Origin of the sequence: Indibacter alkaliphilus LW1 (genome assembly GCF_000295935.2) — a bacterium.
Lineage (GTDB): Bacteria > Bacteroidota > Bacteroidia > Cytophagales > Cyclobacteriaceae > Indibacter > Indibacter alkaliphilus.
The window spans coordinates 518,771-543,098 of record NZ_ALWO02000037.1; the positions used below are offsets into that span (position 1 = coordinate 518,771).

Below are 24,328 nucleotides of genomic sequence, written 5' to 3' on the forward strand. Positions count from 1 at the left end.
TTATAAAAAAGATTCCTCAACTTCCGGATGAATAAGAACTCTGACCACTGCCTTCCTCGGCAAAGACATCTTCGGTCAAGTCTTCAAATAAAATATATGTCACATAGTAGGAAATTGGTAAGGTCACAATCAATCCAAACAAAAACAGCAAAGCACCTAAAATATTGATGACAATCAGGATAATAACAAGGACAGCAAATTTCCCCCAACGAACTGTAATTAATTTCCTGCTTTCTTCCAATGCTGTCCAAAAATCAAAACCTCCAAAAATTACCATCAACACAGCAAAATTGTAAGCAACCAGAAAATAAACCCCAGGAATGACCAAGGCTACAAAACCCAATGCAGTGATCATCTGACCAATCAGCCAAACAGAAAATATAGGTATATAAAACGAAAGCCCTTTGAAGAAGTCAGGATAAACCACCTGCTGTCCCTGACTAAACTTATTGGCCACAAAATAAAATCCGGAAAAAAGATGTGGTGCCAAAAACAGGGAGTAAAGAAACGCGTAATCCTTTAAATATAAAGCTGCCAACAGGTTGGCTGAGATGATCAGCATGGTGAATGAAGCATTTAACAAGGGCTGTATCCTATACATGCCCCATGCTCTTTCGAATAGGTTTTGTATATCGAAATCGTAACCTTTTGCTCTTAAAACCGCTAACTTCTCTTTACTCATTCTTCAGCTTGAATACAAAATGAAGGCAGGATATCGCTATCCTGCCTTACTTATCCTTATATCTCAGATTTTCACACTTTTGTTTGATAGAAAATTAAATTCCTATCTCTTTAAATATTTTTATTTAGTAATGGCTTCCAAAATATCATGTTTGGTAATGATATGTACCCTATGGTTCTCATCTCTTACCAAAACTGCCTTTTCTTTGTCTACCATAGATGAAAGCACATCTAAAGTACTGTCCAATGCGACAAACTTCATAGAGTCCTCCATCACCTCAGCTACCTCAGCATCTTTTAAAGCAGGGTTCTCAATGATTTTTGAAAGCAGCTTGTTATCAGTAATGCTTCCCACTACCTGTCCATTATCCATCACTGGTATCTGGGAAACGCTTTTACCATTCATCAGACCAATGGCATCCTTCACTTTGTCATTCTTTTGAGAAACCAACAACTCATAATTTCCATTTCTTGAAGTAATGATATCTCTGGCTGTACCGTAGGACTTATCTTCCAGAAAACCATGATTTCTCATCCAATCATCGTTATAGATTTTCCCTAAATACCTTGTTCCATGATCTGGTAAAATAATTACCATAGTATCTCCTTCTTTCAGGTTTTTCTTAGCCCACTCTAAAGCCCCATGAACGGCTGAGCCACATGACCAACCCACAAATAGTCCTTCTTCTCTGGAGAGCCTTCGGGTCATCACAGCGGCATCTTTATCGGTTACTTTGACAAAATGATCAATTACTGAAAAATCAACATTCTTGGGTAAAATATCCTCTCCTATACCCTCAGTAAGATAAGGGTAGATTTCATTTTCATCAAACTCCCCTGTTTCCTTATATTTTTTGAATACAGATCCGTAAGTATCTATCCCTACGGTCACAATTTCCTTATTTTGCTCTTTGAGGTATTTGGCTGTTCCACACATGGAGCCACCAGTGCCCACTCCCGCTGCATAATGCGTGATTTTACCTTCAGTATCCTTCCATATTTCAGGACCTGTAGTCTCGTAATGAGCTTTGGTATTGGATAAGTTATCGTATTGGTTTGGATAAAAAGAATTGGGTATATCCTTATTCAATTTTCTGGCTACTGAATAATAGGACCTTGGATCATCAGGGGATACGTTTGTGGGACAAACTATCACTTCGGCTCCTACCGCTTTAAGGATATCAATTTTCTCTTTTGACTGTTTGTCAGCCATGGTAAAAATACACTTATACCCTTTTGCAATGGCAGCCAAAGCAAGCCCCATTCCTGTATTGCCGCTTGTACCTTCAATGATTGTACCTCCTGGCTTTAGAATACCTTCCTTTTCAGCATCTTCAACCATTTTGATCGCCATGCGGTCTTTCATGGAATTACCTGGATTGAAGTACTCTACTTTTACCAAAACATCACCTTTTATGCCCTGATTCAATTTATTGAGGCGGACTAAGGGGGTATTGCCAATGGTTTCTATAATGGAATTATAAATCATAATATTTGGGTTCTGATTTTTCCGCAAGTTACGAATAATTTCAGAGCTGAAAGTTTAGCCCTGCTATTTTCCCAAATATTATTTTGCTGTCATCCGGATACTGGATTGGGTTGGGAGATGTATTCGTCCACCAGTGCCACAGCTCCATGAATAGCTGTTTCATCTAAATTGCTGATCAGAACTTTCAAATTGCCGCTCACAGAGGGATAGCGAAAGGTAGAAATAGTCTCCATCATGCTATCTTTAAAATAAGGATAAGCTTTCCTGATGGATCCTCCCAAGATGATCGCTTGTGGTGCTAAGGAGTAAAGTACTACTTTGATCAATTCTCCCAAATGATGGCCAAATTCCTGATAAGCTTCAATTGCTTCTGGATCCCCTTTTTGTGCTTTTTTAAACATGGCCTTGGGTTTTAACCCATATTTGGAAATGAAAAATTTACTGCTGCAATAATATTCATAGTTGTGTTCCAGATAAGTGGAGGAACACCATTCTCCTGCAGCGCAATTGTGCCCACAGTACAAATGTCCGTTTACAATAATACCAGCACCCAGACCTGTACCTAAAGTAATCCCAACTACATGTTTGAAGTTTTCAGCTACACTAAATCGGTATTCCCCCAAAGCAAAGCAGTTTGCGTCATTGTTGATGAATACCGGTTTTGAAAAAACATCTTGCAGATAATCTCTCAGGTGTACTTTTTTGAAAGAAGGTATATTCCCCAAATTCAGTACTATGCCATTTTCCACATCTATCAGGCCTGGAATACCAATCCCTATGGCATAAAAATCATGGTGAAGGTAAGTTTTTATAAAATCAGCAATGGTTGCTAAAATAAAATCCTGCGACTCTTGCGCAGGTGTAGGTATACTTCTGATATCTACTAATTGGCTACCTACCAACACCCCCGCTTTGATAGAGGTGCCTCCGATATCCATTCCCAAAATAGGTCTTTCGGTTTTGAGCATAGGTTGATTCTTTGGGTTATCAAAACAAGTAAAGAAAGGGCGAGCCCTTTCCTTACCTGCAAATAGGTCTGAGCATAATTTACAACATGCCTTCTATGGATTTCTCCAGTTCTCTGGCATGCGCGAGAAATTCTTCCACATTCATGTCTTTAAAGAAAATCAAACCATGACTTGATCTTACCTTGGCTGTTTCATGTAAGTAGAAATAGTTTTTTCCCAACAAAAGTTGGATATCATTGAGTTGGCTTACCCAAATTCTTTTTGCCACGGTGCTGAATTTCCCGTTATGAGAGTAACTTGGAAAAGAAGCATTAACCTGACTGAGGTAACAATTGGAGAAGGAATCTTCCATTACCGACATATCACCCAAGGATACTGGTACGATGACATTGGCCTCATGAGGCTCAAATTTGAACCAAACATTTCTGTAACCAAGAATCCTTAATTCACTCAAATCCTTTTCTTCGCTCCACTGCCTTACAGCCTCAGCAGTAGCCTGAAGCACCTTGTAATGCGTATCAGGGCCCGAACCTTCAGGATCTAAAGTCAAGCTGAGTTTGGTTGGGTTGATTTTTCGGAACATTTCCAAAATCGGCTCCACATCCCGCTTTTTATCAGGCTGCTCAGTAAAAATATCCCCCGTATAGAAACCTAGTCTCAAATGGTGGACGTTCTTGACCTGTACCCCGAAGTGAGCCCAAACAAGCTCCTCCTCAAACTCTCTGATCATCCCTTTTAAAGTTTGGATTTTGGATGGGTTCTTTTCTCCATCATAGGAGTTTCTCAGAATGCTGATCACATCATTGATAGTTTCTCTGAGCTGCTGCTTGTTCTTAACCTCATAGATCGTAACCAAAGCACGGATTACCCTGTGGCAAAGTCCCCGTTTTTTGCCCATCTCATCTTCTGCTGCTACCTTGGTCAGGAAATGATAGACATCTTTATCTGTCTTAAGCTTGTAACCTACCTCAAAGAAATCCTCATAATGGACCATCTGGATTTCTCCATCATCCAAAAGCTTTTTGGTATGCAGCAAAGTATCAATCACGAAAGTATTGGTCACTGCTGTAAATCCGGAGGTAAGAACAGAGAAATGGGCCTCATTGCTATTCTCTTGCAATTGGTTGGTTATATGAGGCAATATTCCTAGGGAAATATCATCATGGTGAGGCCCAGTATGAAGCAGAACTTCATTTTTCTCTTTTAACAAACCCCTGTTAAGTTTTTCTACTACACTTTCCATCACCTTACTGACCGTATTTTCGGATAGGTCAGGAATCATAGAAGTGTATTTATCATTTTTGAGGTCTTCAAGTTTCAACCTGTGACCGTATTTCTTCAGTCTTTTACAAAGATCTATTACAGACCTTTCTGTTTTCTCCCATGTCCATTCCCCTGATCTGTAATAGGTATCCACAGAATCCGAAAGCTTCACTGCAGCCCCTTTGGTAAGATAGAAGCGCCCGTTTTTAAGCTTTTGTAATACTGTAGCAGGATAAATATTATCCAATGGAGTTTCCAAACTATCTTTGACTATCTGAGCCTTGGCTTCGCCGGCTGCAATAATAATCCCCACTGCATCCGGATTATAAACAATGGTATCCAGGCCAATGGTGATCACCAATCTATTTGCGGAGACTTCAATACCACCCAAATCCCCTGCCGCTACTGCCTGGGTTTCGAAATTGGTTTCAGTCAATCTAGTGGTAGAAAAAATATGGGAACCTCGGGTATTAAAGGCTATATGTCCATCAGGTCCTATGCCTCCAAGGAAAAAACCGATCCCACCCAGATCTCTGATTCTTTGCTCGTATTCTCCACACCATTGATCTATCAGGTAAATGGATTGCTGTTGCAATTTCTCCATGGGTGTTTTTGGCTCCCTGAACCTCAGAGACAAGTCTACCTTCATGTCCGGAAATATTTCCCTGAAATGCTTGCCCTCCGCAAGTGGAATTTCATCCGAATTGATCAGGATTGCTTTTTCTTTGCTCAACCCGAATCCTTCCAAATAAAACTTATTTACATAGTGATAAAAACTGTTGTTTTGCTTGGATGAAATCGGATAAAATTCATCAATCTGTACAAAAGTCAATTCGCTCAATACAGGCTTTTTGGTATTCCCTAGATTATACCTTTCTCTGATCTCCTTCCCCTTTTTGGTATCCCAGTTTTGCAAAAGATACTGAGACCACTTGATAAAATATTCAGGCGTCTTTCCGGTAGGAAGACTGATTACCCCTTGGGGATTATTGGAAGCCCATTCCAGAAATCTACATGCAGTGATCAATCCCAGTTTTGGAAAATTGTCCACAAGTAAATAGGGAATTTGAGAACTGATGCTTTTTACTCCTGATTCTTCTAGAAATGCTTTTTCAACTTCTGATAGAGGATAATTGCTGAGCATATGATGGTTATTTTTGATTGTTTGTGTTCTTGATTGATTCAATCCTCCGTAGTATCACCTGAAGCCTATCCTCAAGCAATAATTCGGTAATTTTGGGATAATTAAAAATAAAGAATTTAACAGCATTTGACAGGCTTCCCTAAACTTTCAAATATTCTCAATACTGCTGAAGACTTTATTGTTTTACAAAATAAAAAAACTTTTAATTTAAATCATAGACTTTTATAAAAAATTTATAAAAGATAATTTATCTTCCCTAAAATATATTCTTAGTAAATTCTACCTTTATTTTCAACTGAAAATCTTTAATCACCTTGAAAATTTCCACGAGGGTCACCATTTGCACTTTAGTCAGTTCTTTCAATGCTACATAATTGACTGGTTTCTTGCCTTTTCTGATGATTCTCAGTGATTGCTTTTCCAAGCGCATCCCCATCAGGTAATAATAAGCATGACTGAGCTCCTTGGCTTCTTTGGGAGTAAATACTCCTTTTTCCTGAAGCAATTCTATCCTTTTCCCGGTATTGGTCTCAAAAATCCTATGCTTGAGGGCAAATAATCTTGTAAGATCTACAATGGGCGTCATGGTATGTTTGACATTGAAATGTTCCTCTCCGTCAATTTTGAAAGTTTTGATGTTTTTTCTGAAAAAAGTCAGGGGCGGTTCATATTGCAGCGCATTGGTTCCTAGATTGATAAAAAATCTTTCTGTGGGATTTTGGAGATGGGTATCCATAAAATCTTTCAATTCATCCAACAAACCAAAATCACCATATATAGCCCTGCAATCAAAGAAAGTGGCGTACTTCATCATGGTCTCTGGAGTCGACTCCTGAATCCAAGCCTCATAATTTCTTTTCCAATGAGATAAAGAGTGTGTCCATTTGGGGTTTTTGGCCATAAATCCACCTTTACAAAACTCAAAGCCTATGGTATCCAATGCTGAAGAAACCCTATTGGCAAATTCAAGAAAGTATTCCCGAACCAATTCCCTTTGCTCGTTGGCCTTGTCTTCATAGATAATGGCATTGTCCTGATCAGTCACCAAGGTTTGTTCAGACCTTCCCTCTGAACCCAATACCATAAACACAAAACTAGCAGGTGCAGGGCCCAGATCACGGATTGTATTTTCTATCACTCTCAGGGTGATGATATCATTAATCGTAGTGATGATCTGATTGACTATTTGAGCCCTCAGGCCCTTTTCAACCAACTGATAGACCATGTTGGGGACGTGCCTCCACTTTTGGGCAAGTTCTGCAGTATCCTGCGATTGCTTCAGAGACTGAATAAAAATAAATGGGCCTTGGTATTGGGAAGTGAGAATTTTATTTCTACTGATCATACCTACAAAATCCCCTTTATCTTTTACCAACAGGTATCTTGTTTTGGTCTGAAACATCAAAAGAAGTGCTTCATAAAGCAAGGCTGTTTTCTCAATATGGACTATGCCCCTATCCATAACCTCACCTACAGCTATGGACGCATGGAGGTTGTGCGCAAGCACACTATCTCTAAGTGTGATATCAGTAACGAAGCCTTGGATTTCAGACTCATTTTCTCCAACAAACAAACAGGATATTTTTTCCTGAGCCATCATTTGAGCTACTTTATAAACGGGAGTAGATGGATCACAAATTCTGATATCTCTGGATTGAATATCTCCCACCTTTTGGGTGAAGAACATCTGCGAATTAAGGTTGGCTTCTAGGTTCATCAGAGAAAGGAATAAGTGTGAAAATAATTAAATTTCTTAACTTCGACTATGATAATAATAGTAACAGGAGTTTCAGGTAGTGGAAAGACCACCATAGGTTCTTTGTTGTCCAAAAGAACCCGCCTGCCATTTTTTGATGCTGATGATTTTCATCCTTCATCAAATATAGAGAAAATGACCCAAGGAATTCCTCTCACCGACCATGACAGGGCTCCTTGGTTAGAAAATTTAGCCAATCATATTCTTGAATGGGAAAAGGAAGGTGGTGCCATCCTTGCTTGTTCCGCATTAAGAGAAAATTACAGGCAAACCCTGCAAGTGAGCCAAAATATTCATTGGATCCATTTATATGGTGAAAAAGGAATTCTGGAAGAGCGCCTCAACAATCGGAAAGATCACTACATGAACCCGGGCCTCCTAGACTCCCAGTTGGCCACATGGGAGGAACCCGAATATGGCCTTCATCTGAATGTGGCAGGTACGCCGGAAGAGTTGGGCTCTAGTATTATCAAATACCTCAAAAATTTTGATATGAAATCCAAAATAGGAATAATTGGAATGGGTGTCATGGGAAAAAGCCTTGCTTTGAACTTTATAAGCAATACCATCGGCACCTCGGTTTACAACCGAACTGTTCAAGGGAAAGAAGAAAAAATAGCGAGCACCTTTGCAGAAGAAAATCTGGACTTGAACCTGAGGGGATATGATGATCTCGGTGAATTCCTACAATCACTGGAGTCTCCCAAAAAAATATTACTCATGATACCGGCAGGTTCTGCAATTGACCAACAACTAGATCAGTTGTCAGGATTTTTAGAAAAAGGAGATATTGTCATAGATGGGGGCAATTCCTTTTATGAAGATTCAAACAGGCGGGTAAGCGAAATGCAGGAAAAAGGCATTCATTACTTGGCTATGGGTGTTTCGGGAGGTGAAGAGGGAGCACTGAAAGGTCCTTCTCTGATGCCTGGAGGAAATAAAGAAGCTTTTGAACAGGTTGAAGATTATTTGAAATCCATAGCTGCAAAAGACAAAAATGGTAATGCCTGCATGACTTATGTGGGACCGGAAGGGTCAGGCCATTTTATCAAAATGGTTCACAACAGTATTGAATACGGGGAAATGCAAGCTATTGCTGAAGTCGTACACCTTTTGCGTTTTGGTCTCAGACTGAATCCATCGGAAATTTCCAGAATCATGCGAAATTGGTTAAATGATGGACTTCAAAGCTACCTCTTGGAAATCACAGCTGATATCTTAGCCGTCAAAGAAGGGGAAGAATATCTCCTGGATTTGATTCTGGATGCTGCAGGACAAAAGGGCACCGGTGGCTGGTCGCTTATCACTGCTCTAAACCACCATGTACCTTACAGTCCGCTTGCTGAAGCTGTGACAGCCAGGCAGCTTTCGTCTCAAAAAACCAAGAGAAGTGAACTTTCAAAGCTTTTTAACCACAGCTTCAGGGCTTTTGGAGAAGATAAAGTTATCTTGATGGAAAGAGTAAAAAATGCCTATATGCTTTGTCGTATCATCAATCATGAAACAGGATACAGCTTGATGAAAGAAGTCTCAGACAAGTACAGCTGGAATTTGAATTTTTCCGAAATTTCAAGAATATGGACCAATGGATGCATCATCCGGTCTGGTCTGATGGAAGAACTGGTAGAAGTATATCAAGAAACAGACAGTTTGCTCAGGCATAAAAAATTTATTTCCAAAGTAAAAGAACTCAAAAAAGACCTGACTTATATTATAGGCTTGGGTCTGAGCCATGATTTTGCATTGCCGGTATTTTCTGCTTCGGCAAATTACCTTCTCGGAAGAATCATTGAAAATTCATCTGCCAATTTAATCCAGGCCCAAAGGGATTATTTTGGAGCCCATACCTACCAAAGAAAAAATGATGCAAGTGGGGCCTTTTATCATACCGATTGGCAGAAGGCCAAAGAACAAAGCAATCCTAATTCACAAAATAAACCTCCATCATCATGAAAACTCAATTGTCAATTATACGACTGATCGGAACAGTGGCAGCAATGGTTATTTGGGTCAGTACTGTTAAGGCCCAGGAATATTTGGTGAAAAACGTCCACGTCCTGAGTATGGCTTCCGATGCAGTTTCCAAAGAAAAATCCATCCACGTAATAGATGGTAAGATCAAGTCAATTTTGGATGCAAATGCTCCAACACCAGCCCATGTGGAAATCATTGATGGGACTGGCAATTACATTTTCCCGGGATTGGCTGAAATGCACTCTCACATCCCCACAACAAATACGGATGATTTTTCATACCTGGAAGATACCATGTGGCTTTATTTGGCAAATGGAATTCTCAACGTCAGAGGAATGATAGGTCACCCTTCCCATCTTGAACTCAAAAAAAAGATTGACTCCGGAGAAATCATCGGCCCAAGAATCTTTGCAGCTGGACCCTCCTTGAACGGAGACAGTGTAGAAAGCCCGGAATCCGGCTCAGAGATGGTAAAAGCCCAAAAAGAAGCAGGTTACGATCATTTGAAACTACACCCAGGGCTGGACATGCCTAGGTTTTTGGCTATTGCTGAAACTGCCAAAGAGGTCGACATCAAATTTGGAGGGCATATTTCATTGGATGTAGGACTTCAAAATTCCCTGAACCACGGTTACAGATCTGTGGAGCACATGGATGGTTATATTGAAGCATTGATTGATGACAGGGAGCGATTGGATCCTCAGGTGGCAGGCCCCTTTAGCATGCTTCTGGTAGAAGAAGGTGACAAAAATAGAATCCCTGAATTGGTCGCTCTGACCAAAGAAAGAGGAGCTTGGATTGCGCCAACTCTGACCTTATTTGAGAGATTTTTCGGGTACATACCCGCAGACGAGTTCAGGTTGGAACCTGAAATGAAGTACATGCCTGGAATCCAGGTACAGCAATGGGTCAACCAGAAAAAACTTCTTGAAAATCAGGGGATGCTCAAAGAGGAAAATGTTAAACCTTATCTTGAATTCCGTGAGAAAATGTTGTTGGCCTTACATCAAGGTGGTGTGCCCGTTATCATGAGTTCGGATTCTCCTCAGGTATTCAACGTGCCTGGATTCTCCATTCACAATGAAATCAAATCCATGCAAAAAGCCGGACTTTCTCCTTATGAAATCCTAAAATCAGGCTCAGTGAACGTTGCAAAATATTTTGAGATGGAAGATGAGTTTGGGAAAATTCAAGAGGGGCTCAGTGCTGATTTTGTGATGGTTTCAGGCAATCCTTTGGAAAATATGGAAGTCTTAAGAGAAGTAGAAGGCCTGATGTTAAGAGGTCAATGGATTACAAAAGATAAATTGGAGGAGGAGCTGAGAAGAATAGAAAAGAAAAACCTCAGAAAATAGAAAAAGCCCTGTTAAGGGCTTTTTTCATAGAACTGGGTAACAAACACTAACTATGCTTTTTTAACATTTATAGCATTGGGGCCCTTTTTGCCCTCTTTCACATCGTAAGTAACTTTGTCATTTTGGGCTACTTTGTCCACTAATCCAGTGGCATGGACAAAAACATCGCTTTGAGATTCGTCATCAATGATAAAACCAAACCCCTTCGCTTCATTGTAGAATTTTACTGTTCCGGTAAGCATAATAAATAAGATAAATATGTGGTTAAATGTATTTTAAATGTAAATAGACTTGTTTAAAAAACAAAAATTTATTTCGTTAAATTGGTCAAATGAAAAAGCTTGTACTAATTAGACATGCCAAATCCGCTTGGGATGACCCTTTTTTAAGTGACCACCAAAGACCCTTAGCCGACAGGGGACTACGGGATGCTCCCCGTATGGCACAAAGGCTAAAAAAACGGGGAGTAATGCCTGAGGCCATGATTTCCTCAGATGCTGAAAGAGCAAAAACCACTGCTTTGATCACCGCAGAACAATTGAAATTCCAAAAGGAAAAAATCCAATTGACCCCTGATTTGTATCATTCCTCGGCATCTGAAATCCTACGGGTGATCCAGCAATGCAATGATTCCATAGAGACGCTTTTTGTTTTTGGACACAATCCTGGTTTCAATGATTTCATCGACAAAATGGGATTTGAAATAGACAACTTACCCACATCCGGTCAATTCGGGATAGAATTTGAGGTAGATTTCTGGTCAGAAATATCAGCAAAAAATGCAAATAAGTGTTTTTTTGATTATCCTAAAAAGGAAAAGTAGAGTGTGGATTTTTGATTGTAGATATGGCTGACGCCGACCCTTGAGGTTTTTATAACCTCAAGGGTCTTGAATGTGCCGGCAGGTTTCCAAGATGCCACAATTTTTATAGTCAGATAGAATAGAAGCTGGGAAATGCAAATTCAAGCTAAAGCACTGTCAATAGCACCTCCTTGTCATACTGAGATTTTAAAATTAACATTTACAGATAATCAAATGACAAAAGGTTTCACGCAGCGGGCGCAGCGAGGTCGCAGCGATCGCCGCGAGAAATAGCTGTTTGTTAATGGTACGAAGGAAGAATCTCTTGCCATTTTTATCAAAAGACTCCCCGAAAGAATCGGGGAAGGCTTTCACTTCACTCAGAGACCTGTCGCTCCGATCGATGTCTATGATACGAAGGAAGTATCTTTTAGCAACCTTCGGTATCGAAAAATTAAAAACCACAGATATGACAGATCTACACAGATAAAGCTTCGCTTTGAAAAGTAGGATTGAATTAGTTTAATATTCAGAAAGAACGCAGTTGACGATCAAACCTATCAAGCCGCCCGTAAATCTTAAATCAACAATCTTAAATCTACCATCTCAAAACTCTCTCACATCCTGCAACACCCCTTCAAACTTATCTCTATGATTGATCAGAAAGATGATCTTTTCGGCTGCTTCCTGAGGACTGCTCAATTGATTGTCGGACTTCAGTTTTTCGAACTTATCCAACTTGGAAAATTCCTTTTCTGAAGCTCCTCTGATATCACCCTGCATATCCGTATCCACTACTCCTGGTGCCACCGCAAAATACCGGATTCCTGTACCGTCTAAATCTGCCTCCACTTGTGCCGCTTCTGTCATCATGTTCAATGCCGCTTTGGAAGAGGAATATCCTGCCCAACCGTCAATGGCTTTTTTGGCTGCACCCGAACTGATATTGACCACGGTCTTCTCAGCATTCGCCGAAGCATAGTATTTTACAAAGGCATCCATCAAAAACATAGGAACCACCACATTAAGATCAAAAAGCATTTTGATTTCCTCCAGCTTAAGCTTTCCGACATGCCGGATTGGCCCAATCCAACCCGCATTATTGATGAGAACAATTTTAGAATACTCAGCTTCAGGGAAAATCCTGAAAAGATTTTCATCTAACAGGTCAAAATCACTCAGGTCAAAATTCAAGGGAGTAAAATTCCCTTTGTCCAGCACTTGTTCCGAACGGGCAATACCGATCACTTCATTGACCGGATCTTCAAGCAATGCATCCACCAATGCTTTTCCTATACCTTTACTGCTTCCTGTGATGATATATAATGATTTCATGTTTGAATTAAATTTTGAAGTGTAAAATAGATCTTTTTCAAATTAGCCTTATTGCACAAAATCCTTCAATTCTTTAAACCAAAACTTTTTGGAATGTTCAACTCCATCATCGGTTTTAAACTTATATGCTTTGGAAATGGTCTCCCCAAGATCAAAATCAACAGGCTTTTGAAAAATAGGGCCCTCATAACAGAAAGTATGAAACTCCCCGTTCTCTCCACAGGGATCAATGGGCTTTTTAGCATTTTGGACCAATTCCAGACTCAATACCTTTCCCACCTGATTTTCTTCAAAAAGAGCTGCATCCGCAGCACAGACTAATGTCTTGAAGCCATGTCCCAAAAACTCCTCCAACAAACTTTTGGTATCATTTCCCCAGAGTGGAAACACACATTCCATTCCCATTCCCCTAAGTTGATCCTCACGGTATTTTTTCAAATCCTCCAAAAAAATATCCCCGAAGGCAATATGGCTGACTCCTCTTTTCTTCAATTCTTTCAAATATCCTGACATTACTTTTTCATAGGCAGCATTGGTCTGGGAGGCAGGATAAAATAACTTGTCCAAAGGTAATCCGATTGACTCAGCCTGCTGTTGGATCAGATCTTCATGTATGCCGTGAAGCCCTACCCTTCTGCTTTCTTCCCCGAAAGTAGTGTGTAGACTGACCACCTCATACCTTTCATCCTTAAGCAGACTCCATAGGGCAAAAGCGGAATCTTTACCACCGGACCATGCTAAGGAAACTTTGACTTTGTTCATGTTTTCAATTTGATTGTAAACTTTTCCATAGTTGGATAGAAGAGAAACCAATCACTGTCTTAATCTTAACTTTGGAAAAGGTAGGGATTTAAACTTTTCCAAAGTTTCAATCAAGTAAACACAATCATTGCGTAAAGAACTCAACTTTGGAAAAGCTATCCTAATCTCAACGGTATTGAAAAGGAAATATTAAACCTGACAGGTTATGGAAACGAGAATTGGTTATAAATAACCTAAATTCCATTAAAAAACCTGCCAGGTTTGCCCTTATTCAATATCTAAATAAAATTTTATTTAAACACAAATCCCGAAGGTCCCCTACCCGCAGGAATAGTTTTGACCTCTTCACCGTTTTCATCTAACACAATCACGGTACCATTGCCCTGAAAACCATTGTTATCGGCTACAAAAACCCTGTTTTCACCAGCTTGGAATCCAATTCCATAAAAACCCGAACCTCTGTAAATGGAGGCGTCAATGACATTCCCCTGGGAAAGGGAAATTTTAGCCACAGCATCATCATAATCCGGCCAACCTGTGGAAGTCACCACATAAGCTTCCCCATTTCTGCCCAAAGTCAAATTACTTGTTGCCCCTTCCAATGGGATTTCAATGGTACTTTGAATTAAAAAGTTATTGGTATTGATTCTGTGAAAAAATATCTTGTCAGATTGCCTGGCATAAAGATGAAGATTTCCATCAATCCTTAAAAATTTAACCGGATTTCCGGGAATCTCTACCGTGCTCGCCAAAGTATCTGCCTCAAGATTGACCACATCCATATTCTGGGCATTGGCCACAAGCAGCCTACTTCCTACAATTTCCATTTTTTCAGGCCTGCTGGAAACGGCAATTTTCTTCGCCACAGCACCTCCATTGATGTTTTCCACTACTGCAATGTAGGATTCAGGACTATTGAAATTGGCATCATAAGGACCCCAATCAGAGATGTATAATTTATCCTGATATACTACCAAAGAGCGGGTAATGTCCAGGTCATCGGTTACCGCACCCAAACTGGAAAAGTCTCCTGTGTCTACTACCTCCACTTTACCGGTATTGGCCACAAGATAAGTCCTACCATCACGCTCAACCAAGTCCTGTATCAAACCTGCAAAAGGCCTGTTGTTTACCCTTTCAAAAATATCTGCTGTCACATTTTCTCCTCCGGTAAAATGGTAAACCTCACCGTCATTGGCTCCAAAAGCACCTTCATTGATAATGAGCACTCCTCTTTCAAATTCACCTAAAGGAATTTGAGGCCCTTCATTGTCACAGGCCCAAAAAGCAAATGCTGCTACAAACAGCAGCAACCCAATTTTTACATTCTTCATAGTCTGAAAGTTATATTAAGTTGATAGTTTCTTCCTGGCATGGTACGCAGGTGCAAAATCTGATATTCGGTATCCAATACATTGTGCACCTGAAAACCGGCTTGTCCTGCTAAAAAAAAATTTTCAGGAAACTGATACCTGAATCCCACATCCCACAGGCGGTAAGAAGGCAAACTGCCGATATTGTCTGTTGCGATAAACCGATGCCCCACCCATTGGTGATTGACAAAGGTTGAAAAAAGCCCTCTTTCTACCTCCACTTGCCCTTGGGCCTTGTGTACCGGTGTGTAAGGCAGTTGCTTCCCGGCACTCCTGTCATTGGCATTGACGTCCGTCTGATTGATGGCCCTGTTCAGGGCGTAGTTCCCATTTAGACCGAGTACAGTTCGTCCCAGTTTATATTTTGATTTGAAAGTGTACTCCAACCCGGAATTATGTACATCCCTGATATTTTCCGGGGCCCAAAAGCTCCCTCTTGGCAACCAAATGATCCAGTTTTCTACCCACATCTGAAAATGGGTCAGGCTTTGTTCTAGCTGAAAAGCTCCCTTTTCCAATTGATGAACCAGCCCCAACTCAGCACTGTAACTTTCTTCCGGCAATAAGTCAGGATTCCCTCCCGGCACCCAAAACCTGTCATTCAGAGTCGGCACCTTAAAGCTCCTTGCCAACATTCCCTTTAGCCCTAACTCCTGCCCCTTTAGCCGAAATACCATCCATTCTCCTCCCAAACTTGGCGTAAAGGGCGCAAGGTTGCCATCATAGACAAACTGACGCAGGTTAAGTGAAAAGCGCAGGTTCTCCTTCAGTAAAAAATTGCTGGAATGGTATAATTCTGTTCGGCTTTCCTCCGCCTCATAAGAGCTGAGATTGCCTTGGACAAATGTCTGTCTGACTCCGCTTTTAGCCTGGATTTCAGGCAGTATATTCCACTCCAGGTCCCCGGAAAGAAAATATTGTCGGGTTTGGTTGACCGAGCCAACATTGAAAACCAACTCATCATCGACCACACCTGCCTTTAGGTTCAGCATGTTCTTTTCACCGAAATAAAAATAATCCACCACCCAGCGCAGGTTTCTGTCCTGTTGCTGATCCTCTGTATTGGAACCAATCAGGGGGATAATTTCCCGATCTGTATCATTGTACCAAAGCGAGCTACTGATCTGGGATTTTGGTGAAATCATCCAGGCAAGATCCTGCACCAGACCATACTGCAATACCCTTCCATGATCATGTCTTTCTATCGGGGTTCCTATTTTGGATAGATTTCTAAAAGGGAAATCATTGCGGGAAAAATTTCTGTACACCTGTGTGCGCGAGGAGAACTTTTCGGAAGAGTACCCAGCCTGCACGGACTGATTCCACAAACCAAAACTCCCCACATTGGACTGTATCTGTGCCTGAAAACCCTGATTGAATTTAAGGTGGGTATGCAGATGAATCGAACCTCCGATCGCATCTGTGCCAAACAAAGCCCCGCCTGACCCCAACAGGATTTCTGCCTGATCAAATCCTCCTACAGGAAGAATGGAGAAATCTGCCTGCCCCAGAGAGGGACTGTTGATGGGTAAACCGTTCCAAAATACTGCATTATGCCCGGCAGAAGTGCCCCTCATCGTCAAAGATGCCAGCATTCCGGGCCCATGTTGCCGAAGAAATAAGCCTGTCTGTTTCTGTAAATACTCGGTAAAAGCCTGTCCCTGAAAGCGCTCCAAGTCTCTTTCCTTTATCCGGATGACGGATTGTCCATGGGCATATTTTTCCACCGGAAATGAATACACTTCCACCCCAAGGAGATCTAAGGTATCTCCATAAGCAGGCAAGGAGTCCGCTCCGGACAAAGCGTCAGCAAGGCCAAAAGCCATACGGACCTGACCAAAGAAGACCAAAGTAAAAAACAATAAAATACGCAATACCAATGCCTTTAGAATTAAATGATGACACATTTAACTCAAAGCCATTTCAAGTAATGATTGGAGAAAAAGACGAAAGTGGAGTAGGTAAAAACCTGCTTCCAGTTCTGAATTTAATCCCAGCCTTTCAACCCGAAAGCTTTGAATCTAGAGGAAAGAGGCAGGTCTCCTGGCTTCCCTGGATTTGCCGGCCTTCTCACCCCGAACAATCGGGACAATGGCATGAGGTGGGCAAATCACTATCCCGATTGCTCGGGATGGGGTTACAGTTGCGGGGACAGCTCCGGATTCAAACCGGATTCCCTTTTAATCCCGAACAAAATTTTGGTTCGGGAACCATTTTCCAATCGCAAACTTACACATGAATTTGAATTTTCCTTTCAGAAATAATGAAAAACATGTTTTTGTTGGCTAACAATTGGGCCAACAATCAGATTTATAGACCCCATCCTTTGAAGTTAACATTGGTGAAAATGTTTAGAAAGGGTAATGACAAAATTACGCGTCATGCTGAGATTTTAACATTTAGGAAATGTATAGAAAAGAGAATGACCTCTATTGCTGCGTCATTCTGAGTGAGGAACGAGCGAAGAATCTCCTTCTCTCAAGGCAGAGAGACCCTTCGTTTCACTCAGGGTGACGATCCCTAAGCTTATGTCAATGGTAGCGGAGCTTGCGGAGTGGAAGCATCTCCTAAACTATGGGAGATGCTTCGCTCCTTCCCCGCTACCATTGATAGATTATAGGGACCGTCATTCTGAACGTAGTGAAGAATCTCCCACTCTTAAGGGAAAGAGATCCCCCGCAATGCTGCGGGACAGGCTTTCACCTCCGCAAGCTCCGGATCAGGATGACGTACACCAACTGTCATTTCCTTTCTGTAAATGTCAATTTTAATAACTCAGAATGACGCTCAGTATATATCCCTATATTTGCCATTCAGTCCATATTCAATCCCTATGAATTTTCGCTTTCCCATACTTACAATTACGTTCATTTTTGCTTTGACCTCTTTTTTTTCCTGTACCGAAAAAAAAATAGAGGACACCCAAGACCTGGAGGATATGCAGCTGGGTTACGCCACTGGTTTTTCCATTTTTCAAGGTGAAGGCTACAAAGTAGTGGAAGTCAGCAAAGCTTTTCCAGACCAAAAATCCATACTCAAATACTGGATCGGGGAAGGAGCCGATTTCACCCAAGAAATGGGCAGTTTCGATGCTGTCATCCCCTCCAAACCCAAGGGGGTCATCCTTACCTCCACCACTCAGGTGCCCCATTTGGATTATTTGAACATAACCGAGGCACTGATCGGATTTCCCAATACAGACCTGATCAGTTCGGGAAAAACAAGGGCCAGAATAGAAAGTGGACAAGTTGTCGAGCTGGGCTCCGGTGCCCAGGCCAACATTGAAAAGATGATCGACCTGGAACCTGATCTGGTCATGATATCCACCTTGGGCGATGACCTTCGCAATCTGGAGATGTTGAAAAAAGCAGGCATACCCACTGTCCTGAATGGGGAATATGTGGAGCAACACCCTCTTGGCAGGGCAGAATGGATAAAATTCACTGGAGCGCTCACAGGAAAGTTTCAAGAAGCACTTGATGCATTTGAAGAAATTGAAGCGGACTACCTCGAGGCCATTTCCCTAACGGCCAATATCCATGAAAAACCAACAGTCATGTCAGGAGTGATGTACAAGGACATTTGGTATGTTCCCGGAGCCGATTCCTGGGGTGCCAAACTGTTGGAAGCTGCTGGCGGAACTTATATTTTTGAAGATCAAAAAGGTAGTGGATCCACCCAACTCAATTTTGAATATGTATTGGATCGGGCTCAGGATGCTGATTTTTGGATTGGCGCTGCTGACTATCCAAATTTGCGTGAAATGAAAAATGCTGATCCCCGATATGCGCATTTTACCGCTTTCAAAAATGGAAACATCTACACCTATTCGCAGAAAAAGGGGGCAACTGGAGGACTGGAATATTTCGAATTGGGTTACCTTCGTCCTGACCTGATCCTCAAAGACCTGATCAAAATCCTCCATCCTGAGTTGATAGAGGGTTACCAAAGCTATTTCTACCAAAAACTGGATGAAAAATAAGCCTAAATACCCCCTGTTATTTGTCCTCGGACTTTTGATTTGCCTGCTTTGTTTTTGGGCCAATCTGGCTGTGGGTTCCGTGAATATTCCCTTCCAAGAAGTGATCGGGAGATTTTTCGGATCCACCTTCAGCAAAGCCTCCTGGGAAACCATCGTGATGGACTATCGCCTGCCAAAAGCATTCACTGCTATTTTGGCGGGAATTTCACTTTCCCTCAGTGGACTACAGATGCAGACCTTTTTCCGCAATCCACTGGCAGGACCTTTTGTATTGGGGATCAGTTCAGGGGCCAGCCTAGGCGTAGCCATGTTGATCATGGCCGGATCAGCATTTGGCTGGTCGGTGTACAGTGGCAGCCTGGGAGTCTGGGCCATCATTATAGCCGCAAGTACCGGAGCAGTATTGGTTTTACTTTTGGTGAGCCTGATAGCCTGGAAGGTCAAAGACAGCATGACCCTATTGATTGTAGGTTTGATGTTTGGCTCCGCAGTTTCAGCAGTGATTTCCGTGCTTGCCTACTTTACAGAAGCCGAGCAACTCAAACTCTTCACAGTTTGGTCTATGGGCAGTTTGGGCAGTACACAGACCGATCAGTTGTTTGGATTTGCCTTGGCCACTCTGATCGGTGCCATTCCGGTACTTATGATGTTGAAATCCTACAATGCCATGTTGATGGGTGAAGTTTATGCCAGCAGTATGGGCGTCAACATTAACCGCCTGCGCTGGGGCATGATCATCAGCACCGGTATTTTGGCCGGGACGGCCACTGCCTTTTGCGGGCCCATTGCCTTTATAGGCATTGCCGTGCCCCACGTGGCGCGATTGGTATTCAAAACAGGTGATCACCGGATTCTTTTCCCTGCTTCCGCCCTAAGTGGTGCCATCATCCTCTTGGTATGCGATGCCTTCAGCCAACTGCCCGGTTCCGCCCAGACCCTACCCATCAATGCCGTCACCTCCCTTGTCGGTGCCCCCATGGTGATCTGGCTGATTCTGAGGAGGAACTTTTCGAAGGAGTTTTGAGGGGGAGACTGAAGATTTTAGATTTTAGATTTTAGATTGGGGTGACGTTGTATAAGTACTGTTCCTTCAAAATGGGGTTTAGTCGAATCAAGATGGTTAATTGATTTGATTAATTATCTTGGAGTCAAAATAATTTCCGCCGTGCTTTAGCCGGCGGGAAAGGCAGAGTCATAACTATTACCGACTTTAGTCGAAATATTTATTTTTTTTATAATCAATGGATATTAAAAGATTTTCTTACCTGCCCCATCCTTTTCCAAAGCGAAGCTTTATCTGTGTAAATCCGTGTCATCTGTGGTTATTTTTATTTGATATTAAATGGATCCGCCACAGTGGACAAGTTATTGGTGGATACTTATGGATATTGAACTAATTCAATCCTTTTTATCAGATCAAAGCTGGGCCGTCCTTACAGGACGGGATAGAACTTTGACCTTTAATTGTCTACCAATGGGTTGTGCCTCTGGCACAATGTAATTTTAGATTATAGATCAAAGATTTTAGATTGAAAAGTACATTTTAACCAATTTTCCAACATAGACAATTGGTGTGGTAGCAACAGAGCCAAAACATTAAACCCCTTTTGTGCTACTCTGTGCCTCCGTGGCAAAAATCGGCCTCCATTATAAGATGATTAATCCCTGCCTCATCCTTCTCCAAAGCGAAGCTTTATCTGTGTAGATCTGTGACATCTGTGGTTATTTTTTTTGGATATTGAAAAGTGTAGATAGATACTTCCTTCGTCAGTATGACAAGGTGAGGCTATAATTAGTCTTTTACCTTGAATTTGCATTCCCAAGCGTCTTTTAATATATCAATAAAAATCTGCGGCATCTGCGATATCTGCGGGCAAAAATCGGCCTCCATTTCAAGATGATTAATCCCTGCCTCATCCTTCTCCAAAGCGAAGCTTTATCTGTGTAGATCTGTGCCATCTGTGGTTATTTTTTTTGGATATTGAAAAGTGTAGATAGATACTTCCTTCGTCAGTATGACAAGGTGAAGCTATAATTAGTCTTTTACCTTGAATTTGCATTCCCAAGCGTCTTTTATATATCAATAAAAATCTGCGATATCTGCGATATCTACGGGAGAATAAAAAATCACCAGTACCGGCGGAAAAAAAGCAACCACCTCTCTTTCCCCCACATCAAAAATTTCTCCCCAAAAACCCTTAAGTTTGGATTTCCACATTTTTGATTCAAATGCTACAGGCAAACCATCTCAGCATTGGCTATTCCAAAAAAGACAGCTCCATCCCAGTGGCAGAAGGACTATCCTTTTCCCTTCAAAAAGGAAAACTCACCTGCCTCCTAGGACCCAATGGCGTGGGAAAATCTACCTTGATCAAAACCATTCTCGGTCAACTTCCCCTTCTCGCTGGAACCCTTACCCTGGAATACAAAGCCATTGCCACTTTTTCCCAAAAAGAACTGGCTAAAAAGATCGCCGTAGTCCTGACAGACAAAGTAAACTCCGGAAACCTAACTGTTTATCAATTGGTGGCCTTGGGAAGAATCCCCCATACCGGATGGCTGGGAAACCTGTCCTCTCAGGACAAAGAGATCGTAGAACGAGCCATTCAGGTCACCAAAATCCATTATATCCGTGACAAAAGCCTTTCAGAAATCTCTGACGGGCAATTACAGAAAGTGATGATTGCCCGGGCTCTGAGTCAGGATGGGGAAATCCTGATCTTGGACGAACCAACAGCCCACCTGGACCTGGTCAACCGATACGAAATCATGCACCTATTGAGAGAAATCGCCATTCAGGAAAATAAGGCTGTGTTGGTCGTCACCCATGACTTAGATATTGCCATCGATACAGCAGATGTCTTTTGGTTGATGCAGTGCGGATTTCCTCTGGTACATGGCAGCCCCGAGGATCTGATTTTGGAAGGAAAAATCAATCTTATGCTACCGGACGAAAAACTGGTCTTTGATCCGGAAAACGGGAAAGTGCAGGAGTCCCGCAATTGGAATTCCCCACTGATCACGGGAGATCCCGTGGCAGTCAAATGGGTCCAAAATGCCCTGAAGAAATCAGAAGTTGATTTTTCCAATTCTCAAATACAATTGAGCATCCAACAAAACCCTTTTCAGATTGAATATACTAATGGACCAGAAAAGCTTACCTTCATTTCCATCGAGCAATTGGTTTCTCATTTGGCAATTAGAACTGGTTCAAAACGGTAATTGGCTACGTGCAATTAATCGGATACTTATAAAATTGATTAATAGTTTAATTCTGGATATTTACAATACTAATATCCTAATAGAAATTAAAATACATGATTATCCGCTTTCTTACCAGTATAGCTTTAAATGTGGTATAAGCCCGTGATTTCAAGCCAATATCAATGAATATCTAATATCTATTAGTATCGGATTGATCCAAGCCCTTATTTAAATTGGTAAGTGCTCTAATTGCAGATATACTTATAAAATTAAATCCAATAATCTCTCAAAGCTTTTTTATCCCCAAAACCTTTTTCCCTATTTTTACAAGACCACTAATAATTTCTTTTTGATATGGCTTATAATGATTCAAGACGAGCTGCTTTCCGTCTCTTTAAAAAACTAAAATATGGCTGGATCTGGGCCAGCTCCACTTTTCTGGGAAACTTTGCGCTAGCCATCTTTATATCTTCTTTTTTCAACAATCTAGGCTATGCTGACGATATCAATTATGTTTTTTTCCTGAGCATTTTGGCAGTTGGACTTTGGGTCACTGAAGCCATACCGCCTTTTGCAGTAGGGATTTTTATCATTGCAGGACTATTATTGGGTTTTGGAACTGATTTTATTCTCGGTGAAGAACACAAAACCCCGGTGGAGATGTACCTGGGTACATGGACCAGTAATGTCATCTGGCTGCTCTTGGGCGGTTTTTTCTTGGCTGAAGGTATGAGTATCGCCAATTTGGACAGGGCGCTGTTCAAATTTACAATTGACAAATTTGGAGCTGATCCAAACCGTTTGTTACTGGGCCTGATGTTGACCACTGCAATCGGATCAATGGTGATGTCCAATACCGCAACGACCGCCATGATGATTTCCTCTATCCTTCCACTGGCAAGAGCTATGGGGAAAGGCTCTGCTTACACCAAAGCACTGATGGTGGGAATACCCGCAGCAGCTACACTTGGGGGCATGGGTACCATCATAGGAAGTACTCCAAATGCAATTGCTGTCGGAGCCCTACAAGAAAAAGGCATCAACATCACATTTATAGAGTGGATGTTATTCGGTTTGCCAACGGCAATGATTGGCATTTATATCTTTTGGAGATTTCTGATCAAAAAACTCCAACTCTCAAAAGTAGAATTGGACCTCAGCAAGATATTGGGGAAATCATCAACCCAAAAAGGCTTTGAAAAAAATGCTGTTCTTTTCACGTTGGTGATCACGGTTTCCATGTGGCTTACAGAACCCTTGCATGGAATTCCGATAGCGGCTACTTCTGCGATTCCTATAGTATTGCTTACCTTGTTTCAAGTGATCAAGTCCGAAGATGTAAGAAGACTTCCCTGGGACACCTTGATGCTGGTGGCAGGAGGCTTAGCTTTAGGTATAGCTATGGTGGATGTTGGACTTACAGATATCATCATGGAAAAAGTATCAGCTTTGCCAATCCCTTTAATTGGTGTAGCTGTGGTATTTGCTATCATAGCAGTCTTGATTTCCAATATCATGAGCAATACTGCAGCATCCTCCATTTTAGTTCCTCTTGGACTGTCATTGCCGGGGATGTGGGCTTTTGCAGTGCCTTTGGTAGTAGCTTTAAGCTGTAGCTGCGCTCTCCTTTTGCCCGTCTCTACTCCATCCAATGCCATAGCCTTTTCCACAGGCATGGTAGAGCAGAAAAATTTCCGCCCTGGAGGTATCCTGATGATATTTGTGGGGCCTGTTCTGGCTTTTGTAATGGTTATGGTTTATGTGTTGATTATCATGAATCTATAAACCTGAAATGGATCATGCCACCTTTTATCATTCATTATTTTAGATTTACGAGGCTTTTAGATATTCATAACCCAGTGTCGTTTAGATAAGACTACAAGTTGAATTTAAACTTTTCCAAAGTTGGACCAAAAGTAAAAACAAACATTGTTTACAAATCTGAACTTTGGAAAAGTTAGCAGACACACTTAAAAGAACTATTCCAATCTCTCCTCCACTATTTTCAAGCCAATTTCTTCTTTTCATCCTTCATCCTTCATCTCCGCCTGGATGACCAGTCGGACAGGCTTCCTCCCTCATCCTTCCTCTTGATTCACCATTCATTATTCGAAATTATGAACACCGAACATCGAACATCGAATGATGAATTTCGAAGGACACACTTTCCACCTTCATCTTGTCATTCCCTGAAATAGGTTGACCGTTTTTAACCCATAAACTAGATGTTAAAAACAGGA

General features: G+C 41.5%; 18 protein-coding genes and 1 riboswitch. Of the genes, 7 read left to right on the forward strand and 11 right to left on the reverse strand.

Annotation, left to right across the window (positions count from 1 at the left end; all coding sequences use genetic code 11):
- Positions 1 to 16 precede the first annotated feature (16 nt).
- The 5 genes from A33Q_RS14635 to A33Q_RS14655 form a co-directional block, all read right to left on the reverse strand.
- Positions 17 to 682: a hypothetical protein gene (locus A33Q_RS14635; protein ID WP_016255316.1), complete on the reverse strand. Its 666-nt coding sequence runs from the start codon at positions 680 to 682 to the stop codon at positions 17 to 19.
- A gap of 120 nt (positions 683 to 802) precedes the next feature.
- Entirely contained in the window at positions 803 to 2,170 is a 1,368-nt protein-coding gene (locus A33Q_RS14640) for a cystathionine beta-synthase (RefSeq protein ID WP_009033613.1), read from the reverse strand.
- Positions 2,171 to 2,259: 89 nt separating this feature from the next.
- Positions 2,260 to 3,138, reverse strand: coding sequence for an ROK family protein (locus A33Q_RS14645; RefSeq protein WP_009033614.1), 879 nt, complete (start codon positions 3,136 to 3,138; stop codon positions 2,260 to 2,262).
- A 79-nt stretch (positions 3,139 to 3,217) separates the two neighbouring features.
- The gene (locus A33Q_RS14650; RefSeq protein WP_009033615.1) at positions 3,218 to 5,545 is read right to left on the reverse strand and encodes a glucosamine-6-phosphate isomerase; all 2,328 of its coding nucleotides are present in this window, start codon (positions 5,543 to 5,545) and stop codon (positions 3,218 to 3,220) included.
- 256 nt (positions 5,546 to 5,801) lie between these two features.
- Positions 5,802 to 7,262, reverse strand: coding sequence for a DUF294 nucleotidyltransferase-like domain-containing protein (locus A33Q_RS14655; protein ID WP_040490478.1), 1,461 nt, complete (start codon positions 7,260 to 7,262; stop codon positions 5,802 to 5,804).
- A 48-nt stretch (positions 7,263 to 7,310) separates the two neighbouring features.
- Here A33Q_RS14655 and gndA point away from each other — a divergent pair, with 48 nt between their 5' ends.
- Both gndA and A33Q_RS14665 read left to right on the forward strand, forming a co-directional pair.
- A complete protein-coding gene (gene gndA / locus A33Q_RS14660) occupies positions 7,311 to 9,254 on the forward strand; it encodes an NADP-dependent phosphogluconate dehydrogenase (protein ID WP_009033617.1) in 1,944 nt (647 codons plus the stop codon).
- Positions 9,251 to 10,630 carry an amidohydrolase family protein gene (locus A33Q_RS14665; protein WP_009033618.1) on the forward strand — a complete coding sequence of 460 codons (1,380 nt, stop codon included), beginning with the start codon at positions 9,251 to 9,253 and terminating at the stop codon, positions 10,628 to 10,630. The genes gndA and A33Q_RS14665 overlap by 4 nt, the downstream gene beginning before the upstream one ends.
- A gap of 50 nt (positions 10,631 to 10,680) precedes the next feature.
- On the opposite strand, the gene A33Q_RS14670 is transcribed toward A33Q_RS14665, so the two are convergent.
- Positions 10,681 to 10,872, reverse strand: coding sequence for a cold-shock protein (locus A33Q_RS14670; protein ID WP_009033619.1), 192 nt, complete (start codon positions 10,870 to 10,872; stop codon positions 10,681 to 10,683).
- 89 nt (positions 10,873 to 10,961) lie between these two features.
- On the opposite strand from A33Q_RS14670, the gene A33Q_RS14675 reads away from it, so the two are divergent.
- Positions 10,962 to 11,453, forward strand: a complete 492-nt coding sequence (locus A33Q_RS14675; RefSeq protein ID WP_009033620.1) for a SixA phosphatase family protein — start codon at positions 10,962 to 10,964, stop codon at positions 11,451 to 11,453.
- A gap of 585 nt (positions 11,454 to 12,038) precedes the next feature.
- On the opposite strand, the gene A33Q_RS14680 is transcribed toward A33Q_RS14675, so the two are convergent.
- From A33Q_RS14680 to A33Q_RS14695, 4 genes are all read right to left on the reverse strand, one after another.
- Positions 12,039 to 12,767 (reverse strand): SDR family NAD(P)-dependent oxidoreductase, encoded by a 729-nt coding sequence (locus A33Q_RS14680; protein WP_009033621.1) that lies wholly within the window; start codon positions 12,765 to 12,767, stop codon positions 12,039 to 12,041.
- A 48-nt stretch (positions 12,768 to 12,815) separates the two neighbouring features.
- Positions 12,816 to 13,529 (reverse strand): Dph6-related ATP pyrophosphatase, encoded by a 714-nt coding sequence (locus A33Q_RS14685; protein WP_040490520.1) that lies wholly within the window; start codon positions 13,527 to 13,529, stop codon positions 12,816 to 12,818.
- A 290-nt stretch (positions 13,530 to 13,819) separates the two neighbouring features.
- Positions 13,820 to 14,863 (reverse strand): YncE family protein, encoded by a 1,044-nt coding sequence (locus tag A33Q_RS14690; RefSeq protein ID WP_009033623.1) that lies wholly within the window; start codon positions 14,861 to 14,863, stop codon positions 13,820 to 13,822.
- Positions 14,860 to 16,809: a TonB-dependent receptor gene (locus A33Q_RS14695; RefSeq protein ID WP_016255320.1), complete on the reverse strand. Its 1,950-nt coding sequence runs from the start codon at positions 16,807 to 16,809 to the stop codon at positions 14,860 to 14,862. The genes A33Q_RS14690 and A33Q_RS14695 overlap by 4 nt, the downstream gene beginning before the upstream one ends.
- A 109-nt stretch (positions 16,810 to 16,918) precedes the next feature.
- Positions 16,919 to 17,132, reverse strand: a riboswitch (cobalamin riboswitch).
- Between the two features lie 603 nt (positions 17,133 to 17,735).
- On the opposite strand from A33Q_RS14695, the gene A33Q_RS14710 reads away from it, so the two are divergent.
- A complete protein-coding gene (locus A33Q_RS14710; protein WP_009033626.1) occupies positions 17,736 to 18,884 on the forward strand; it encodes an ABC transporter substrate-binding protein in 1,149 nt (382 codons plus the stop codon).
- A complete protein-coding gene (locus tag A33Q_RS14715) occupies positions 18,874 to 19,908 on the forward strand; it encodes an iron ABC transporter permease (protein ID WP_009033627.1) in 1,035 nt (344 codons plus the stop codon). The genes A33Q_RS14710 and A33Q_RS14715 overlap by 11 nt, the downstream gene beginning before the upstream one ends.
- Positions 19,909 to 20,964: 1,056 nt before the next feature.
- Here the strand turns inward: A33Q_RS14715 and A33Q_RS22205 are convergent.
- Positions 20,965 to 21,102: a hypothetical protein gene (locus tag A33Q_RS22205; RefSeq protein WP_016255324.1), complete on the reverse strand. Its 138-nt coding sequence runs from the start codon at positions 21,100 to 21,102 to the stop codon at positions 20,965 to 20,967.
- An 11-nt stretch (positions 21,103 to 21,113) separates the two neighbouring features.
- Here A33Q_RS22205 and A33Q_RS14720 point away from each other — a divergent pair, with 11 nt between their 5' ends.
- Both A33Q_RS14720 and A33Q_RS14725 read left to right on the forward strand, forming a co-directional pair.
- On the forward strand, positions 21,114 to 22,106 hold the full coding sequence (locus A33Q_RS14720; RefSeq protein ID WP_009033628.1) for an ABC transporter ATP-binding protein: 993 nt from the start codon (positions 21,114 to 21,116) through the stop codon (positions 22,104 to 22,106).
- 336 nt (positions 22,107 to 22,442) lie between these two features.
- Positions 22,443 to 23,873, forward strand: a complete 1,431-nt coding sequence (locus A33Q_RS14725) for an SLC13 family permease (RefSeq protein ID WP_009033629.1) — start codon at positions 22,443 to 22,445, stop codon at positions 23,871 to 23,873.
- Positions 23,874 to 24,328 lie beyond the last annotated feature (455 nt).